The following is a 16,990-nucleotide window of genomic DNA, read 5'->3' on the forward strand; positions in this document are numbered from 1 at the left end:
CTCCGGAGGATCAGCCGGGCTGCGGCTGCCGGCGCGCGTTCACCCGGGCGGGGCTCGACCACCGGACGTCGCGGACCCAGCCGATCCGCTCGAACAGGCGGATCAGCCCGGCGGAGACGTCGACCTGCCAGCGGTCCAGCCCGTGCCGAGCGCAGCTCGGGTCGGAGTGGTGACCGTTGTGCCAGCTCTCCCCGAAGGAGACCAGGGCCAGCGGCCACAGGTTGGTCGCCCGGTCGAAGCGTCGGGTGACGAACGGGCGGGTCCCGAGAACGTGGCACAGCGAGTTGACGCTCCACGTCACGTGCTGGAGCACACCGACCCGCACCAGGCCCGCCCAGATCATCGCCCCGACCGCCCCGTGCCAGCCGCCGGCCAACGCCCAGCCCAACCCGAACGGCAGCGCGAGCGACGCGACGCACAGCGCCGGGAAGGCGCGGGAGATCACCCGCATGTCCCGGCGGGCGAGCAGGTCCGGGGCGTAGCGCCGCGCCGGTGTCGGATCGTTGCGGAACAGCCAGCCGACGTGCGCGAAGAGCAGCCCGCGCAGCTGCGCCCAGGGTCCGACGCCGTACCGGTACGGCGAGTGCGGATCACCCGGCTCGTCGGTGAACGCGTGATGGCGCCGGTGGGCGGCCACCCAACCGATCACGTCGCCCTCGAAGCTCATCGAACCGGCGACCGCCAGCGCCCACCGCAGGGCCGGGACGGCCGTGAAGCTGCGGTGCGTCAGGTAGCGGTGGAAACCCACCGTCACCCCGAGCCCGGTGATCACGTAGAGGGCGGCTGCCAGCACGAGGTCCGTGGTGTTGACCCCGGCCCCCCAGAGCCACCACACCGCCACGCCGAGCCCGACCAGCGGTCCGACGACGAGCAGGACGGTGATCCCGACCTGGAGGCGCTGGGCGAAGCTGCGACGGACGCATCCGGGGTCCGGGAACGGTCGATCCGACGAGTACTGCCCGCGGGGCATGAGCTCCGCCGGTCTGGGTTCGACATCGACGACCATCGCGCACGCACCTTCGACTCCGAGCGGGAGTCCACGGCGCACAGTCGGGACCTGGACCTTCTTGCTTGCTTCCTTGAAGGTAGACCCGGACCTACCGGCGGGCAAGTCGCGCCCGGTCAGCCCTTCGCGTAGTCGGCCATCCCCTGCCAGTCGAGCAGGATGCACGGCTCGTCTCCGTCGACCCAGGCATCGTGACCGGGGCCGACGATCTGAACGTCGCCCGGCCCGAACGATTCCGTAGTGCCGTCGTCCATCCGCACCGTCATCGCGCCCGAGATGACGAACCCGGCGTGCGCCACCTCACACGACTCCGTGCCGGCCACCGGCTTCACGTGCTGCGACCAGCGCCAGCCGGGCTGGAAAGTCGCCCGCCCCACCACGCCCCGGTCGGTCTCGACGAGCTCGACCTGACCACTGCCACCCTCGAACCGTCTCGTCTCCCCGGAATCGATCGGCACCCGCTGAACACCTGCAGACATGCTGTCTCCCCTCGTCGGTCGGTCCGCCGAGTCTGGCCTCGGCGACGCCCCGCTGTCCAGGCCGCTTTCTCGACGGATTCAGGGTCAGGTGCCAGGGTTGGGTGCCACCACGAAGGAGAACCACGTTGACTCAGGACGAGCGCCTGACGGTGGCGATGCTGTCCGCCGAGCGGCGCCGGCTCGCCGAGGCCGCGATCGGCTTCATGCCGCCGGTCGAAGGGCTGGCCCTGTATGCCGCGGCGCACCGGGCGCCGGCCGGCCTGCTGCTCGAGGTCGGCTCGTACTGCGGGAAGTCCGCGGTCTACCTGGGGTCGGCGGCGGCCGAGCGCGGCGGGTTGCTCGTCACGGTCGACCACCACCGGGGGTCCGAGGAGAACCAGCCCGGCTGGGAGCACCACGACCCGTCCCTGGTGGACCCGCGGGTGGGTCGGATGGACACGCTGCCGTTCCTGCGGGCGACGCTGCACGATGCCGGACTCGAGGAGCACGTGGTCACCGTGGTGGCGCGCTCGTCGACGCTGTCCCGGCTCTGGGGCACGCCGCTCGCCTTCCTGTTCATCGACGGCGGGCATTCCGAGGCCGAGGCGAACACCGACTACGAACAGTGGTCCGGCTGGGTGATGCCCGGCGGCCGGCTCGCCATTCACGACGTCTTCCCGGACCCGGCCGACGGCGGACAGGCTCCGTTCGGCATCTACTGCCGGGCGCTGGACAGCGGTCGGTTCGTCGACGAGGAGCAGACCGGATCGCTAAGGGTGCTCCGCCGGGTTTCCGACGGCGTCGGCTGACCGGCGCGAACACCCGCAGCTGTCCGACTCGATCCGGATCGGTTCGGGCAGGTCGTTCGCCCGGAACACCCCGCTGCCGGGCGTGGTCCCCGACAGCGCGTCCACCGCGAGAATGACCGCCGCCGCGGTCCACGTGCTCTGCTCGGCCGGCCAGCGCACGTCGTTGTCGACCACGTAGCCGGTCCAGTACGAGCCGTCGTCCGCCCGCAGATGCTGCATCGAGGCCAGCAGGTCGCGGGCCCGGTCCGCCTGACCGAGCGCGTCGACGGCGAGTGCCAGCTCGCAGGTCTCCGCGCCGGTCACCCACGGCCGGTCGGCGACGCAGCGCGCCCCGAGATCGGGGTAGACGAACTCGGACCAGCGCCCGTCGATCCGGGCCCGACCGGCCGGTCCGCGAACGACCCCGCCGAGCACCGGGTAGTACCAGTCCATGGAGAACAGCGACTTGTCGAGGAACGCCTCGGGGTGCTCGGCGACGGTGTGTGCGAGCAGCCCGGCGGCCAGCTCCCAGTCGGGCCGTTCCTCCCCGACCAGCCGGGACACCGCGACCGCGGCGCGCAGGCTCTGGTGCAGGCTCGAGCATCCGGTGAGCAAGGCGTCGCTGACCGGATCGCCCGCCTCGTCGCGGCGCCACCCGATCTCCCCACCGGGACCCTGAAGGTCGACGACGTAGTCCACCGCCCGGCGCAGCGTCGGCCACAGCTGCCGGACGAGCGCCTCGTCGCCAGTGACCTGGCGGTAGTGCCACAAGCCGACCGCGAGATAGCCGCACTGGTTCGTCTCGCCCCCGGCATCCTCGACCACGCCGGCGCGGACCCGGGCGGGCCAGGAGCCGTTTGCTCGTTGAGTGGAATGAAGCCAGGCATAGGCCCGGCGAGCTTCCTCGATCCGCCCGGCGGCGGTCAGCGCCATCGCGCACTCGATGTGATCCCAGGGATCGACGTGACCGCCGGTGAACCACGGGATCGCGCCGGACGGCTCCTGGACGGCGGCGATGGTCGCGGCGGTGTCCGCGACCTGCGCGGCGGTGAGCAGCCCGGGCAGGGATGGGACGTCAGGCCGCACGCCCCGCCCCTTCCGGCTTGCGCAAGTAGACGACCAGCGACTTGCCGAGGATCGGGTTGAGCGCCCGCTCGGTGGTCCGCGTGATCCAGGGCCGGCGCACGATGTCCCAGACCAGCAGCCGATGGTAGAGCCGCGCCAGGGCGTGGTCGCGATCGACGCCGACCGCGCACTTCACCCACCAGTACGGCGAGTGCAGGGCGTGCGCGTGGTGCCGGGCGTAGCCGACCAGGCCGGTCGCGGTGAGTCGTCGGCGCAAGGTGCGCCGGGTGTAGATCCGGACGTGACCGCCCTCGACCCGGTGATACTGCTCGGAGAGGGCCCAGCACACCCGCTCCGGGAACCAGCGCGGGACGGTGACAGCCACCAGGCCGCCCTCGCGCAGCACCCGGAACAGCTCGCGCATCGCAACCTCGTCGTCGTGGATGTGCTCGAGCACCTCCGCGGCGATGATCCGGTCGAAGCTGGCCGTTGCGAACGGCAGGCGCCGGGCGTCCGCGCACACCGTCGTGGCCCGAGCCTCCGGTGGCACCTCGCCGGCCAGCCGCATGGCCGCGAACATCGTCGCGACTTCGGCGAGGCCGGCCGGGTCGTGGTCGCAGGCGACAACATCGGCCCCGTGCCGCAACGCCGCGAAGGCGTGCCGGCCATTGCCGCTGCCGAGGTCGAGGACGTTCTCGCCCGCGCGCAGCGGCAGCCTGTTGAAGTCGACGGTCAGCATGCGCCGTCCAGAGCGGCTTCCGCGTTTCGTGCGCCCCGGCCCTCGTGGCGCGCCGCCGCGGACGCGATGGCGGCCGCGTAGCACTCCGCGGTAGCCAGGGCGATGCTGCGCCAGGAATACAGCTCATGAACCCGGTCCCGCCCCGCCGTGCCGAGCCGGGCGCGGGCCGCCGGATCGTCGAGCAGATCGCCGATCGCGGCCGCCAGCGCCTCCGGGTCCGCCGGTGGCACGAGCCGCGCGCAGTCCCCGACCACCTCGGGCAGCGCACCGGCCGCGGTCGCGACCAGCGCGGTGCCGCAGGCGAGCATCTCGATCGCGGGCAGCGAGAACCCTTCGTACAGCGACGGCACCACGGCCACCTCGGCGGAGGCGAGCAGGCAGGCAAGCTCGGTGTCGGACAGCCCGGAGACGAAGTCGACCGCGTCGGTGAGGCCGAGCTCCGCGACCAGGCGCTCGGTGCGTCCGCCGCGGCGGGGATGCCCGACCAGGGTGAGTCGGACGTCGCGTTCGGTCCGCAATTTGGCCAGCGCCTCGAGCAGGCTGGCCGTGCCCTTGAGCGGCACATCCGCACTCGCCATGGCGACCACCCGGCCCGGGACGCGCTCACCGGCAGCGGCCGGCGTGAACACGTCGGTGTCGACCCCGACCGGGACGATCCGCATCCGCTGCTCGTCGATTCCGAAGTCCCGGGCCAGGTCCCGGCGCGAGTTCTCGGACACCGTGATGACGTGGTCGATGCGGCGGGCGACGCGACGCTGCATCCGGACGAAGCCGTACCAGCGCCGGGTGGTGATCCGCTTCAACCGGGTCGCCACCGCAAGCTCGTGCCGACGGTCGACGGTGATCGGGTGATGGATCGTCGCGACCACCGGAAGGCCCCGCCGGCGGATCCGCAACAGCCCGTAACCCAGGCACTGGTTGTCGTGGACGACGTCGAAGTCGCCGGCCCGTCGGACCAGCTCGCGCGCCGCCCGCAGGCTGAACGTCAGCGGCTCGGGGAAACCGGCGGTCCACATCGTCGCGACCTCGAGGACGTCGATGAGGTCCCGGAACTCGCGCGGGTGCGGCACCCGGAACGGGTCCGGCTCGCGGTAGAGGTCGAGGCTCGGGACCGGGGTCAGCGTGACCCCCGGGTCGAGGATCGGATACGGCTGGCCGGAGAACACCTCGACCCGGTGGCCGAGCCGGACCAGCTCGCGGCTGAGGTAGCGCAGGTAGATGCCCTGGCCGCCGCAGTGCGGCTTGCTCCGGTAGGACAGCAGAGCGATCCGAAGCCCCGGCACGCTCAAGCCGTCAGCTCAGCTCGAGGATCGTCGTGTTCGCCATCCCGCCGCCCTCGCACATCGTCTGCAAGCCGTAGCGGATCCCGCACCGGCGCATCTCGTGCACGAGCGTGGTCATCAGCCGGGCACCGGTCGCGCCGAGCGGGTGCCCGAGCGCGATCGCGCCGCCGTTGACGTTCGTCGCCTCCCAGCTCGCCCCGGTTTCCTCAAGCCAGGCGAGCACGACCGGGGCGAACGCCTCGTTGATCTCGTAGCGGCCGATCTCGTCGACGCCGAGGCCGGCCTTCTTCAGCGCCAGCTGGGTCGCCGGGATCGGTGCCGTGAGCATGAACACCGGATCGGCGCCGACGACCGTCATGGTGTGCACCCGGGCCAGCGGGGTCAGGCCGTGGCGGCGCACCGCCGCTTCGGACGCGACCACCAGCGCCGCCGCGCCGTCGGAGATCTGACTCGACACCGCCGCGGTCAGCCGGCCGCCATCGGTGATCGTCCGCAGCGCGGCCATCTTCTCCAGCGACGTGTCAGGTCGTGGGCCTTCGTCGCGGACCACCCCCGCGATCGGGGCGACCTCCGCCTCGAAAACGCCGGCGTCCCACGCGGCGAGCGCCCGCTGATGGCTCGCCAGCGCTAGCTCCTCCATCCGGGCGCGGGAGATGTCCCATCGCTCGGCGATGAGTTCGGCACCCCGGAACTGCGAGATCTCCTGCGTGCCGTACCGGTCGCGCCAGCCCACCCCGTCGAACGGCAGACCGAGCCCGTTCTGCGCGCCGAGGATGCCGGGACTCGCGAGCGGCACCAGGCTCATGACCTCCACCCCGCCGGCCACGACGAGGTCCTGCACCCCGGACATCACCGCCTGCGCGGCGAAGTGCACCGCCTGCTGCGAGGACCCGCACTGGCGGTCGATCGTCGTCCCCGGGACCTCCTCCGGGAAACCCGCGGAGAGCCAGGCGGTGCGCGCGATGTTGCCGAACTGCGCCCCGGCCTGGTCGACGCAGCCGAAGATGACGTCCTCGACGGCGCCCGGATCGACCCCGGCCCGATCGACCGCCGCCTTCAGGACGTGCGCCCCGAGGTCCGCCGGGTGCACCTCGGCGAGGCCACCACCCTTGCGACCTACCGGCGACCGCACCGCCGAGACGATGAAAGCATCCGCCACGACCGCTCCTCCGCTCCCCGTCCTGTGCCCGCCCAGTCTCGTGTACGCGCCCGCGCGGGACGCCACCGGGGCGGGATCAGCTGTCGGAGCAGCTGTCGGAGCAGCTGTCGGGGTCAGCTGTCGGAGCAGCTGTCGGGGTCAGCTGTCGGGGCCGGCGGCGATATAGACGTCGGCCGGCATGGCGGTGTTGTTCAGGACCCCGATCAGCGCCGGGGCCACATTGACGATCAGGACGTGCCGGCCGCGGCGGCTGAGCTCCGCCGCGCTTTCCGCCACCTCCCACAGCGCGCTCGGCGAGAGGGTCGTGACGTCGACGAGGTCCAGGACGACGGTCGTCACCAGCGGCCGGGTGGCGTCGCGCAACGCCGCCGCGAGCGCGCCGTCGGAGGGGGCGTGGGCCGATGGCCGCACGACGGCGACATGGTTGAGGACGCTCACCCGCACCCGAGCCGCTCGGCCCGCTGGCTCGTCGAGGTCGATCGGGGCGGGGTCGAGGCCGACGATGCGGGAGGTGGCGGTCTCGAGACCGTCGATCCGGAGCCGCTCCGCGCCGAGATCAGCCTGCAACTGGAGCAGGGTGTCAAGACCGGCTGAATCGAACCCGTTGAGCTGACCGACGTCGAGAACGATCCGGTGCGCGCCCGTCGAAGCGAGCGCCCGGACGCGCCCGGCGGCGGCCAGGTCGAGGTACCCGCCGAGCACGATCCGGCTGTCCGGGGGGGTAGTGCCGGGCTCGTCCCCGGGCGTTGACTGCTCGGGGCGGTGCCGGCGTAGCCAACCCACCGCACGCCCGAATGGCGATAAATCCCGGCCACCGTTCGGAGGAGCCACCCTCATCCATTCGGCGGAACGATTGCGCGCCTTTAGGGCAGAAGGGATGAACTTCCGAATCCGCCCTAACCTCGGAGGCTGCGCCGGCGGGACACCAGGCGGCTGCGGCTCGCCCCCACCAGCCCGGCGACGAGCAGCCCGGCGACCCCGATCTCGAGCAGGATCCGGGCGAGCTGCCCGACCGCGAACAGATGGCTCAGGTAGGTACCGAGGATCGAGCCGACCAGACCGACGACAACCGTCGCGATCAGCCCGATCGGCTGCCGTCCCGGAACGAGCAATCTGCCGAGTGCCCCGATCAACAGCCCGACCACGAGCGTGCTGACCAGCTCGGCGAGTGCGGCACCGGCGAGCGGGAGGACGACGAAGATCACGACCAGCACGACGAACAACGCCAAGATCACCTGTCGAGCATAGGCCGGATCCGGTCAGCTGGCATTGCTGCGTAGGGTGCCGCCGTGAGCCGTTCCGTCTCCCCCGAACCGCTCGCCCGGTTGCTGGACCTTCTCGGCCGCCGGGGAGCGCTCGAGGTGTTCCACGCGCTCGAGGCCGGGCCTCTCGCCGAGCGCGCGCTGGTCCGCCGGCTGCCCGGGTTCGCCCCCGGCACGGTCAGCCAGCGGGTGGAGGAGCTGCGCCGGCTCGGTGCGGTCGAGCAGGTACCCGAGAGCGGGCAGCTTCGGCTCTCCCCGCCCGGGCGGCGGCTGCAGGGCCGGCTCGAGGAGCTGGCCGCCTGGGCGGGCGAGTAGGCCCGGCCCGCCTCCCGCAGGACGCGAGTGCCCCCTCCCGCAGGAGGCGAGTGTGCAATTTCCGACACGGGCCGAGCGTGGAGCGACCGGAATTCCGTCGGAAATTGCACACTCGCCGGTGATCAAGGTGCGGCCCGGTCAGCCGACCGCCCCGGTGGGTTTGGACCCACGGTTCGAGGCGCTAGCGGAGGGCGAGCGGCCCGCGGGGCAGCACCCCGTCGCTCGCCCGGCCAGCGACGAGCCGCTCCGCGGCGGGGCTGCCGTAAAGCGTGGTGCGTTGCCGGGCCGGCCGGCCGGCCGCGACGGCGAGCGCCTCGAGTTCGCTGATCGGCTTCGCCGAGCCGTGCTCACTGCCGGCCATCCGGCTGATCGTCTCCTCCATCAGGGTGCCGCCGAGGTCGTTCACACCCCCGCGCAGCACCTCGACGCAGCCGGGTTCCCCGAGCTTCACCCAGGAGCACTGGATGTTGCGGATCCACCCGTGCAGGAGCACCCGGGCCAGTGCGTGCACCGCGCGGTTCTCGTCGAGCGTGGGCCCGGGCCGGGCCACCCCTGCCAGGTAGAGCGGCGCACTGTGGTGGACGAAGGGCAGCGCGACGAACTCGGTGAAGCCACCCGTTTCGGCCTGGATCCGGGCGAGCAACCTCAGGTGCGCCACCCAGTGCGCCGGGTTGTCGACGTGCCCGTACATCATCGTCGACGTGGTCGGGATGCCGAGCCGGTGCGCGGTCGTCACAACCTCCACCCAGGCGGCGGCCGGCAACTTGCCCTTGGTGAGCACCCACCGGACGTCGTCGTCGAGGATCTCGGCCGCCGTGCCGGGCAGCGAGTCGACCCCGGCCTCACGGGCCGCCGTCAGCCACTCGCCGATCGACAGGTTGCTGCGGGTCGCGCCGTTGACGACTTCCATCGGGCTGAAGGCGTGCAGATGCAGCTCGGGCACCCGCCGCTTCACCTCGCGGGCCAGCGCGAAGTACGCGTCGCCGGGCAGGTCCGGGTGGATCCCGCCCTGCATGCAGATCTCCGTCGCGCCGGCCGCCCAGGCCTCCTCGGCCCGGACCCCGACCTGCTCCACGGACAGCGTGTAGGCGTCGGCGTCGCTGCGCCGCTGGGCGAACGCGCAAAACCGGCAGCCGGTGTAGCAGACGTTGGTGAAGTTGATGTTCCGGGTGACCACGTAGGTGACGTCGTCGCCCACCGCGTCCCGGCGCAGGTCGTCGGCGAGGCGCGCGAGCGCGTCGAGCTCGGCGCCCCGGGCGGCGAACAGGGTGACGGCCTCGGCGTCGGAGAGGCCGGCCGGGTCCGCCGCGGCCTTGCCCAGCGCGGCCGCGACGTCGGGATCGAAGCGGGCCGGGACGGCGGTCCGCCGGGCCTGCTCGGCGACCGCCTCCCAGTCGCCGTACACCGAGCCGAAGTCGGCCCGGCGCTCGGTCAACCGGCCGGCGCCGTCGATCGCCGCGTGCAGGTCGATCCGCCCGGTCGGCGCCCACCCGCCGTCCGGCTCCTGCCACGGCCGGCCGACCGGGGCGACGTCGTCGCGGACCAGCCCGTCGGCACCGGCGAGCGCCCCGACGTGCGCGGCGAGCCGCGGGTCGAGCCAGGGCTCGCCGAGGTAGTCCGGGTAGGCGGTGAGCCGCGCGCGCAGCCGGAACCCGGCCTGCTCGGTCAACTCGCGCAGCGCGTCGAGAGCCGGCCAGGGGCGCTCGGGATTGACGTGGTCCGGAGTGACCGGGGAGACCCCGCCCCAGTCGTCGATCCCGGCGTCGAGCAGCCGGCGACATCCCGGCGGGTCGAGCAGGTTCGGCGGCGCCTGGAGCCGGATCCGCGGCCCGAGCACGAGCCGGGACACGGCGACGGTCGCGAGGAACTCCTCGAGCGAGGGGTCCGGGGCCAGCCGCATGGCGGTATCCGGCTTGGCCCGGAAATTCTGGACGATGACCTCCTGGATCCCGTGGTAGGCCCGGGCGATCCGGCGGATGGCGAACAGCGAATCGGCGCGCTCCGCGTAGTTCTCCCCGATCCCGACGAGGATCCCGGTGGTGAACGCGACCGCCGAACGTCCCGCGTCCTCGAGCACCCGCAGCCGGACCGCGGGATCCTTGTCCGGGCTGCCGTAGTGCGCTTCGCCCGGTGTCTCGAACAGCCGCCGGCTCGTCGTCTCGAGCATCATCCCCATGCTCGGCGCGACCGGCTTGAGTCGCTGGAAGTCGGCCCAGGACAGCACCCCGGGATTGAGATGCGGCAGCAAGCCGGTGCGCTCCAGGACCAGGATCGCCGTCGCGCGGACGTAGGCGAGGGTGTCGTCGTAACCCCGCTCGTGGAGCCAGTCGCGCGCCGCCGGCCAGCGGGCCTCCGGCCGGTCGCCGAGGGTGAACAGCGCCTCGGTGCACCCGGCCCGCTGACCGGCGGACGCGATCTCGAGGACCTCTTCCGGGGACAGGAAGGGCGCGGTCAGCCGGCCCGGTGTCGTGGCGAACGTGCAGTAGTGGCAGCGGTCCCGGCACAACCGGGTCAGCGGGATGAAGACCTTCGGGCTGTAGGTGATTACACCGGCCCGTCCGGCGGCTTCGAGGCCGGCGTCGCGGACCCGCGCCGCGCTCGCCGACAGGTCGACGAGATCGTCCTCGCGGGCATGGAGGAGGACCTCGGCCTCGACCCCGTCGAGCGCCATCCCGTCGCGGGCCCGGCGCAGGGAGCGGCGCATCGAAGCAGCGGTCGGGCGCACCGGGTCAGCCTCTCACGGTCGTTGCGCCGCCCGGCGCTCGGCGATCTTCCGCAGCACCGGGAGCAACGGCATCGCCGACCGCGGGGCGAGCCCGCTCCCCCGGGCGACCGCGCCGCGCCAGGCCGGCAGGCTGCGCACGATCCGCCGACTACCGACGAGGCCTACCGCCGCCTCGGCGACCTCCTCCGCGGCCAGCATCCGGGGCGCGCTGAACTGCAGGTAGGCCTTGGGGTTTCCCGCGACGGCGCGGACCATCCCGGTGTCCACCGGATCCGGGCAGAGCGCGTGGACCCGGACCTTGGAGCGCACCGCCCGCAGGTCCGCCGCCAGGGACACCGTGTAACTCGCCACCGCGGCCTTGGTCGCGGCATAGACGGCCAGCCCCGGGACCGGCCCGAAGGCGGCCATCGAGGCCAGGTTGACGACGTCCGCGCGCCCGGTCATCACCGAGAGCGCGGCCCGACAGCCATGGATGACGCCGAGCAGGTTGACCTCGACCATCGCGCGGACCTGCTCGTCCTCGCCGCCCCACCCGTCGGCGACCCAGAGCACGCCGGCGTTGTTCACCCACACGGCCAACCGGCCGGCCTTCGCGGCCCGCTCGGCCACCGCCCGGTGCGCCGCCGGGTCGCGCACGTCGAGCTCGACGTCCGCGCCGTTTCGATCGGTCGCGATGACCAGGTAGCCCCGCGCGGCGAGCCGGGCGGCGACCTGCCGCCCGATCCCGGCACCGGCGCCGGTCACGACGGCCACCGGCGGCCGGTCGGTGCTCAGCGGGGGGTTTCCCGGGCGCGCTCGTCCCATTCCCGGCGGCGGCCCTCCGGCCCGAGATCGTGCAGCCGCTGGCACTCCGGGCAGACCGGGTAGCGCTGCGGGTCCCGGTTGGGAACCCAGACCTTGCCGCAGAGTGCGGTTACCGGCGTGCCGGTCACCGCACTCTCGACGATCTTGTCCTTGAGCACGTAGTGCGAGAACCGGTCGTGGTCTCCGCCGCCGTGACTCGTCCGCGGTGCGGTCTCGACCTCGGTGGCATCACCGGTCCCGGTGACCTGCTCGGTCTCGGTAGTGGTCACCGCGGCACCCCTTCCTCGACGGATCGATCCGCACCCAGGATGCCATCCGCCACGCCCGGCGGGTAGGTGATCGGGACGGAGCCGTCGATGTCGACGTGCGGGAGGATCCGGTCCAGGAAGCCGGGCAACCACCAGTTGAGGTCGCCGAGCAGGGCCATCGTCGCCGGCACCAGGACCAGCCGAATGACCGTGGCATCCACGAGCACCGCGATGGCTAGCCCGAAGCCCATCATTTTCACGACGACCTCGGTCGAGGTGATGAACGAGCAGAAGATCGTGATCATGATGAGCGCGGCGGCCGTGATGACCCGCGCCGTGGCGGTGAGTCCGATCACGACGCTTCCCCGGCTGTCCCGGCTGTGCGTCCACTCCTCGCGGATTCGGGAGAGCAGGAACACCTCGTAGTCCATCGACAATCCGAAGACGATCGCGAACATGAACATCGGGACGACCTGCACGATCGGCACCGGTGCGGAGAGTCCGACGACGTCGCGCAGCCAGCCCCATTCGAACACCGCAACCGTGACCCCGTAGGCCGCGGCGATGGACAATACATTCATAACGACGGCCTTCAGCGGCACGAGGACGGAACGAAAAACGATCAGGAGCAGCAGGAAGGAAACCGCGAGGACGACGCCGACGAACAGCGGCAGGCGGCGGCCCACCTGGGCGGCGATGTCGCGCTGGCCGGCGATCCGGCCGGTGAGGTACAGCCGGCTACCGGTGGCCGCTGCCAGGCGCGGCAACTCCTGGGCCCGCAGCCGGCTCACCAGGTCGAGGCTGGCCTGCGCGGCAATCGACGTGGCGGACTGGACGGACATGAGCGCGGCGTCGCCGGCGGCGTCGAGCCGGGCCGGCCCGACGGAGGCGACGCCCGGTGCGGCGGCTACGCCGCGCCGGATCTCGGTGAGGATCGCCGGGATCCGTCCGGTGCCCGGGAGCGCGACGGCGAGGGCCATCGGGTCCAGCGCGCCGGCCCCGAAGTTGGCCACCGCGAGCTGGTAGGACGTCCGGTCCGCGCTGCCAACCGGAGCACTGGCGCCATCCGGTTGACCGAGCCGGATCGCGGCGAGCGGGAGGGCGAGCAGGATGAGCAACCCGGCACTGGCGACGGCGTAGCGCTTGGGCCGCCGCTCCACGTGGCGAGCCCAGCGGCCCCACCAGCTGGGGGTCGGGAGCCGGGCGTCCCGGTGGTGCACGAACGGCAGGTGGTAGAGCCGCAGGGCGTTGATCCGGTGGCCGGCCAGGGCGAGGAGCGCGGGCAGCAGGGTGAGGGCGGCGATCACGGTCACCGCGACGACCAGCGCCGCGGCGGCACCGAGGCTGGTGACGACGGGGATGCCGGCGAAGCTCAGCCCGACGATCGCCGCGATCACGGTGATCCCGGCGTAGAGCACCGAGCTGCCGGCGGTCGCGGTCGCCGCCGCAGCCGCTTCGATCGGAGGGCTTCCGGCAGCCAGCGACTCCCGGTGCCGGGTGACGATGAACAGGGCGTAGTCGATGCCGACCCCGAGCCCGATCATCGTCGCCAGCGACGGGGCGGCGTCGTTGACGATGTATCCGGTCGCGAGCAGGCGGACCAGGGCCAGCCCGACCGTGATGCTGAATCCGGCCGCGACCATCGGCAGCAGGGCAGCCACCCCCGAGCCGAAGCCGGCGGCCAGGACCAGCAGGGCGATGCAGATTCCGACGATCTCCGCGGTGCCGGTCGGAGCCGACGCGAGGTCATACGCCAGCAAGCCGGTCACGTATCCGCGCACGCCGTCGGCCTGACCGGCGTCGGCGGCCCGCTGCAGACCGGCCAGGGCGCTGTCCGGTACCTGGAAGCGCGGCTTGGTGTACGGCACGGACACCAGCGCGGTCCGCCGGTCCCCGCTCAACTCGACGCCGAGGCCGCCCGGGGCCACCAGCGGAAGCCGGCGCACCGCGGCGGTCACCGCGGCGAGCCCGGCCGAACCGCCGAGCGGGCGGGCGGCGTGCACGACGACGATCGCGCTCTCGTCGTTCGCGCCCGGGAAGTGGCGGGCCAGGAAGGCGTCCGCGCGTTGGGTAGCCGACCCGGGTAGCGAGCCGCCGGTCGTATAGGAGCCGCCGTAGACAGCCGCGACGACGGTTACGAGGACGGCGAAGGCCAGCCACCCGCCGATCGTCTGCCACGGGTGCTGCGCGCAGGCGGCCCCGAGCCGCCGTAGCCACAGAGTCATCGCCCGCAGGCTAGGCGGCCGGGATCGGAGAAGACCAGTACCACGGCCTACCCATTCGGCTACGGCGTGGAGCCGCCGGCCCTCGCGCTGGCCGGATTGTCGCTGGCGACGTGCCCCCGGGCCACGCTGTCCGGCTCCCCCCGCCCGCTGCCCAACCAGCCCTGACGGCCGGCCCGACGCGCGGTACGGTGGTGTTCTGGTCCGCTCCGCCGAGGAGGCCCGTCATGGTCGATCTGATCTTCCGGCTACCGCCGACGTTCGAGTCCGTCGAGATGGAGCGCCAGTACCGCAAGGAACGGCTCGCCGCCGGCTTTCGGCTCTTCGCCAAGTTCGGCTACGAGGAGGGGGTCGCCGGGCACATCACCGCCCGCGACCCGGAGCGCACCGACCACTTCTGGGTCAACCCGTTCGGGGTGCCGTTCGCCCATGTCAAGGCGTCGGACCTGATCCTGGTCGACCACACCGGCGAGGTCGTCGAAGGGCGCTACCCGGTGAACACGGCAGCCTTCGCCATCCACTCGCAGATCCACCAGGCCCGGCCCACCGCGGTCGCCGCCGCGCACTCCCACTCGATGGCCGGCAAAGCGCTGTCCACGCTCGGGCAGAAGCTCGAGCCGATCACCCAGGACGTCTGCGCGTTCTACGAGGACCACGCACTGTTCGACGACTACACCGGGGTCGTGCTCGACGTCGAGGAGGGCAAGCGGATCGCGCACGCGCTCGGCGAGAACAAAGCGGTCATCCTGCGCAACCACGGCTTGCTCACCGTCGGCGAGTCGGTCGACTCGACGGTCTGGTGGTTCATCACGATGGACCGGTCCTGCCAGGCCCAGTTGCTCGCCAAGGCGGCCGGACAGGTCGTCCACATCGACCCGGATCAGGCGAAGCTCACCTACACGCAGGTCGGCACCGAGCTCGCCGGCTGGGTGCAGTTCCAGCCCCTGTACGACCTGATCGTCCGGGAGCAGCCCGACCTGCTCGACTGAGCGGGGCAGCCGGCGTTAGCCCTTTCGGGTCCTTTTCGTCCGAAGAACCACCGGGGCGCTCAAGCGCACGGGTCAGCGGTCGATGACGCGGAGTGACGGATAGTCACCCAGCGTTAGGACTCCCGGCCCATGCGATTCCGGCGCCTCACCCGACTCGCCACCGCCGCCGCGCTCGTCGCGGCGCCGACGCTGGCCAGCGCGCTGCCGGCGGCGGCCGCCACCGGGATCACGCTCAACCCGTTCGAAGCCCGCCTCGTCGTCGACGTCAACGCCGCCCGGGCCCACGCGGGTCTGCCGCCGCTGACGGTCGCCGGGGGGACCACCGAGGTCGCCCGCACGTGGACCGGACAGCTAGCCGCGGCGGGCGCGCTGTCGCACAACCCGAACCTGGTCGATGACCTGGCGAGCCACGGCTCGCCGAACTGGACCTTCGCCGCCGAGAACGTCGGCTTCGGCCCGGCGAGCAGCGCCGACACGCTCTTCACCGCCTACATGAACTCCGCGCCGCACCGGGCGAACATCCTCGCCCCGCAGGCCCGCTACCTCGGCGTCGGCGCGGTGAGCACCAACCTCGACGGCGCGGCCACCGAGTTCAACACGCTCGACTTCGTCGACAGCTACAGCGGCCCGGGCGTCAACCTGGAGAACCCGCTCGCCACCCGCGCCGCGAGCAGCGCGAGCGACATCGTCGACCTGCGCGCCGGGATCGCCCAGTTCAGCACCCTCGCCGGCGGTGGGGCCACCAGCACGCAGCCGTACTTCGCTCCGACCACCCTGGGCACCGCGGTTCGCTGGGCGATGCGGGCCGGCCGCACCGGCGGGGTGGCCTTCCTCGGTCACGACCCGATGAACCTCACCGGCCGGGGCACACTCAGCCTGCACGTCGCGGCCAGCGACCCGCGGCACGTGGCGCTCCCCGCGATCGTCTACCTGGCCACCCCGAACAGCCGGGTCCGGCTCGGTGTCATCGACCTGACCCCGGGACCGAGCTGGGTCGGGCTCGTGGTGCCGGCCGCCGACCGGGTGTCCGGGGCCCGGCTGACGATCTTCATCCCGTCCGGCGAGCTCGCTGCGGTGGGCGGCTCGGCGACCGTCGCCCTGTACGAGGTTCGCGGCGAGTAGTCCAACCGACGGCGCCGGGCTCAGGCGCCGACGGCGTGCACCCCGCCATCGACGTGCACGATCTCCCCGGTCGTGGCCGGGAACCAGTCGGAGAGCAGGGCCACGCAAGCCCGCGCCGCCGGCCCGGTGTCGGCAACGTTCCAGCCCAGCGGGGCGCGCTCACCCCACACCGCCTCGAACTGCTCGAATCCGGGGATGCTCTTGGCCGCCATCGTCTTCAACGGCCCGGCGGCGACCAGGTTGACCCGGATCCCGCGCGGCCCGAGCTCCCGGGCCAGGTAACGCGCGGTCGACTCGAGTCCGGCCTTCGCGACCCCCATCCAGTCGTACCCCGGCCACGCCATGCGGGCGTCGAAGTCCAGCCCCACGAGCGACGAGCCGGGGCCGAGCAGCGGCAGGCAGGCTCGGGCCAGTGCGACCAGGGAGTAGGTCGACACGTGGACCGCCGTCGCCACGTCCGGCCAGCCGGTGTGCAGAAAGTTCCCGCCGAGCGCGGTGTCCGGCGCGAATCCGATGGCATGCAGGACCCCGTCGAGAGCGAACGAGCGCGCCCGCAGCACGTCGGCTAGCCCGTCCAACTGAGCACCGTCGGTCACGTCCAGTTCGAGCACTTCGGTGGGCTCGGGCAACCGGCGGGCCACCCGCGTCGTGAGCGAAAGGCCCCGGCCGAACCCGGTGAGCAGCACCTGCGCCCCCTGCTCCTGCGCGATCCGGGCCACCCCGAACGCGATCGAAGCCTCGGTGAGCACCCCGGTCACGAGCAGCCGCCTGCCCTCGAGTAACGCCACGTGCGGGTTCCTTCCGT

Annotated in this window: 17 protein-coding genes; 4 read left to right on the plus strand and 13 right to left on the minus strand. The window is 72.5% G+C overall.

Annotation, left to right across the window (positions count from 1 at the left end; translation table 11 throughout):
• Nucleotides 1–10: 10 nt before the first annotated feature.
• Nucleotides 11–1,006, minus strand: a complete 996-nt coding sequence (locus tag VNG13_03485; protein ID HVA59585.1) for an acyl-CoA desaturase — start codon at nt 1,004–1,006, stop codon at nt 11–13.
• 116 nt (nt 1,007–1,122) lie between these two features.
• Nucleotides 1,123–1,464 (minus strand): cupin domain-containing protein, encoded by a 342-nt coding sequence (locus tag VNG13_03490; protein HVA59586.1) that lies wholly within the window; start codon nt 1,462–1,464, stop codon nt 1,123–1,125.
• A 176-nt stretch (nt 1,465–1,640) separates the two neighbouring features.
• Here VNG13_03490 and VNG13_03495 point away from each other — a divergent pair, with 176 nt between their 5' ends.
• On the plus strand, nt 1,641–2,273 hold the full coding sequence (locus tag VNG13_03495) for a class I SAM-dependent methyltransferase (protein HVA59587.1): 633 nt from the start codon (nt 1,641–1,643) through the stop codon (nt 2,271–2,273).
• Here the strand turns inward: VNG13_03495 and VNG13_03500 are convergent.
• From VNG13_03500 to VNG13_03525, 6 genes are all read right to left on the minus strand, one after another.
• Nucleotides 2,235–3,338 (minus strand): prenyltransferase, encoded by a 1,104-nt coding sequence (locus tag VNG13_03500; GenBank protein HVA59588.1) that lies wholly within the window; start codon nt 3,336–3,338, stop codon nt 2,235–2,237. The genes VNG13_03495 and VNG13_03500 overlap by 39 nt on opposite strands.
• A complete protein-coding gene (locus tag VNG13_03505; GenBank protein HVA59589.1) occupies nt 3,328–4,056 on the minus strand; it encodes a class I SAM-dependent methyltransferase in 729 nt (242 codons plus the stop codon). The genes VNG13_03500 and VNG13_03505 overlap by 11 nt, the downstream gene beginning before the upstream one ends.
• Nucleotides 4,050–5,276 carry a glycosyltransferase family 4 protein gene (locus tag VNG13_03510; protein HVA59590.1) on the minus strand — a complete coding sequence of 409 codons (1,227 nt, stop codon included), beginning with the start codon at nt 5,274–5,276 and terminating at the stop codon, nt 4,050–4,052. The genes VNG13_03505 and VNG13_03510 overlap by 7 nt, the downstream gene beginning before the upstream one ends.
• 73 nt (nt 5,277–5,349) lie before the next feature.
• A complete protein-coding gene (locus VNG13_03515; GenBank protein HVA59591.1) occupies nt 5,350–6,498 on the minus strand; it encodes an acetyl-CoA C-acetyltransferase in 1,149 nt (382 codons plus the stop codon).
• 138 nt (nt 6,499–6,636) lie between these two features.
• Nucleotides 6,637–7,329, minus strand: a complete 693-nt coding sequence (locus tag VNG13_03520; protein ID HVA59592.1) for a hypothetical protein — start codon at nt 7,327–7,329, stop codon at nt 6,637–6,639.
• 65 nt (nt 7,330–7,394) lie between these two features.
• The gene (locus VNG13_03525; GenBank protein HVA59593.1) at nt 7,395–7,733 is read right to left on the minus strand and encodes a hypothetical protein; all 339 of its coding nucleotides are present in this window, start codon (nt 7,731–7,733) and stop codon (nt 7,395–7,397) included.
• 54 nt (nt 7,734–7,787) lie between these two features.
• Between VNG13_03525 and VNG13_03530 the strand changes: the two genes are divergently transcribed.
• The gene (locus tag VNG13_03530; GenBank protein ID HVA59594.1) at nt 7,788–8,075 is read left to right on the plus strand and encodes a transcriptional regulator; all 288 of its coding nucleotides are present in this window, start codon (nt 7,788–7,790) and stop codon (nt 8,073–8,075) included.
• Nucleotides 8,076–8,256: 181 nt separating this feature from the next.
• On the opposite strand, the gene VNG13_03535 is transcribed toward VNG13_03530, so the two are convergent.
• Genes VNG13_03535 through VNG13_03550 form a run of 4 tightly spaced genes read right to left on the minus strand, consistent with a single transcriptional unit; the run spans nt 8,257 to nt 14,077 of the window.
• Nucleotides 8,257–10,800 carry a bifunctional FO biosynthesis protein CofGH gene (locus VNG13_03535; GenBank protein HVA59595.1) on the minus strand — a complete coding sequence of 848 codons (2,544 nt, stop codon included), beginning with the start codon at nt 10,798–10,800 and terminating at the stop codon, nt 8,257–8,259.
• A gap of 12 nt (nt 10,801–10,812) precedes the next feature.
• A complete protein-coding gene (locus VNG13_03540; protein ID HVA59596.1) occupies nt 10,813–11,544 on the minus strand; it encodes an SDR family NAD(P)-dependent oxidoreductase in 732 nt (243 codons plus the stop codon).
• Nucleotides 11,545–11,570: 26 nt separating this feature from the next.
• Nucleotides 11,571–11,873: a DUF3039 domain-containing protein gene (locus VNG13_03545; GenBank protein HVA59597.1), complete on the minus strand. Its 303-nt coding sequence runs from the start codon at nt 11,871–11,873 to the stop codon at nt 11,571–11,573.
• Nucleotides 11,870–14,077, minus strand: a complete 2,208-nt coding sequence (locus VNG13_03550) for an MMPL family transporter (GenBank protein HVA59598.1) — start codon at nt 14,075–14,077, stop codon at nt 11,870–11,872. Before VNG13_03550 ends, VNG13_03545 begins: the two co-directional genes overlap by 4 nt.
• A 224-nt stretch (nt 14,078–14,301) precedes the next feature.
• Here VNG13_03550 and VNG13_03555 point away from each other — a divergent pair, with 224 nt between their 5' ends.
• Together VNG13_03555 and VNG13_03560 are read left to right on the plus strand one after the other, a co-directional pair.
• Nucleotides 14,302–15,063 carry a class II aldolase/adducin family protein gene (locus tag VNG13_03555; protein ID HVA59599.1) on the plus strand — a complete coding sequence of 254 codons (762 nt, stop codon included), beginning with the start codon at nt 14,302–14,304 and terminating at the stop codon, nt 15,061–15,063.
• A gap of 129 nt (nt 15,064–15,192) precedes the next feature.
• Complete coding sequence (locus VNG13_03560; protein ID HVA59600.1) at nt 15,193–16,185, plus strand: CAP domain-containing protein; 993 nt, start codon at nt 15,193–15,195, stop codon at nt 16,183–16,185.
• A 20-nt stretch (nt 16,186–16,205) separates the two neighbouring features.
• Here VNG13_03560 and fabI read toward each other — a convergent pair whose 3' ends face one another.
• The gene (gene fabI / locus VNG13_03565; GenBank protein HVA59601.1) at nt 16,206–16,973 is read right to left on the minus strand and encodes an enoyl-ACP reductase FabI; all 768 of its coding nucleotides are present in this window, start codon (nt 16,971–16,973) and stop codon (nt 16,206–16,208) included.
• Nucleotides 16,974–16,990: the final 17 nt, after the last annotated feature.

It is taken from the genome of Mycobacteriales bacterium (assembly GCA_035533475.1).
In the GTDB taxonomy this organism is placed as follows: Bacteria; Actinomycetota; Actinomycetes; order DATLTS01; family DATLTS01; genus DATLTS01.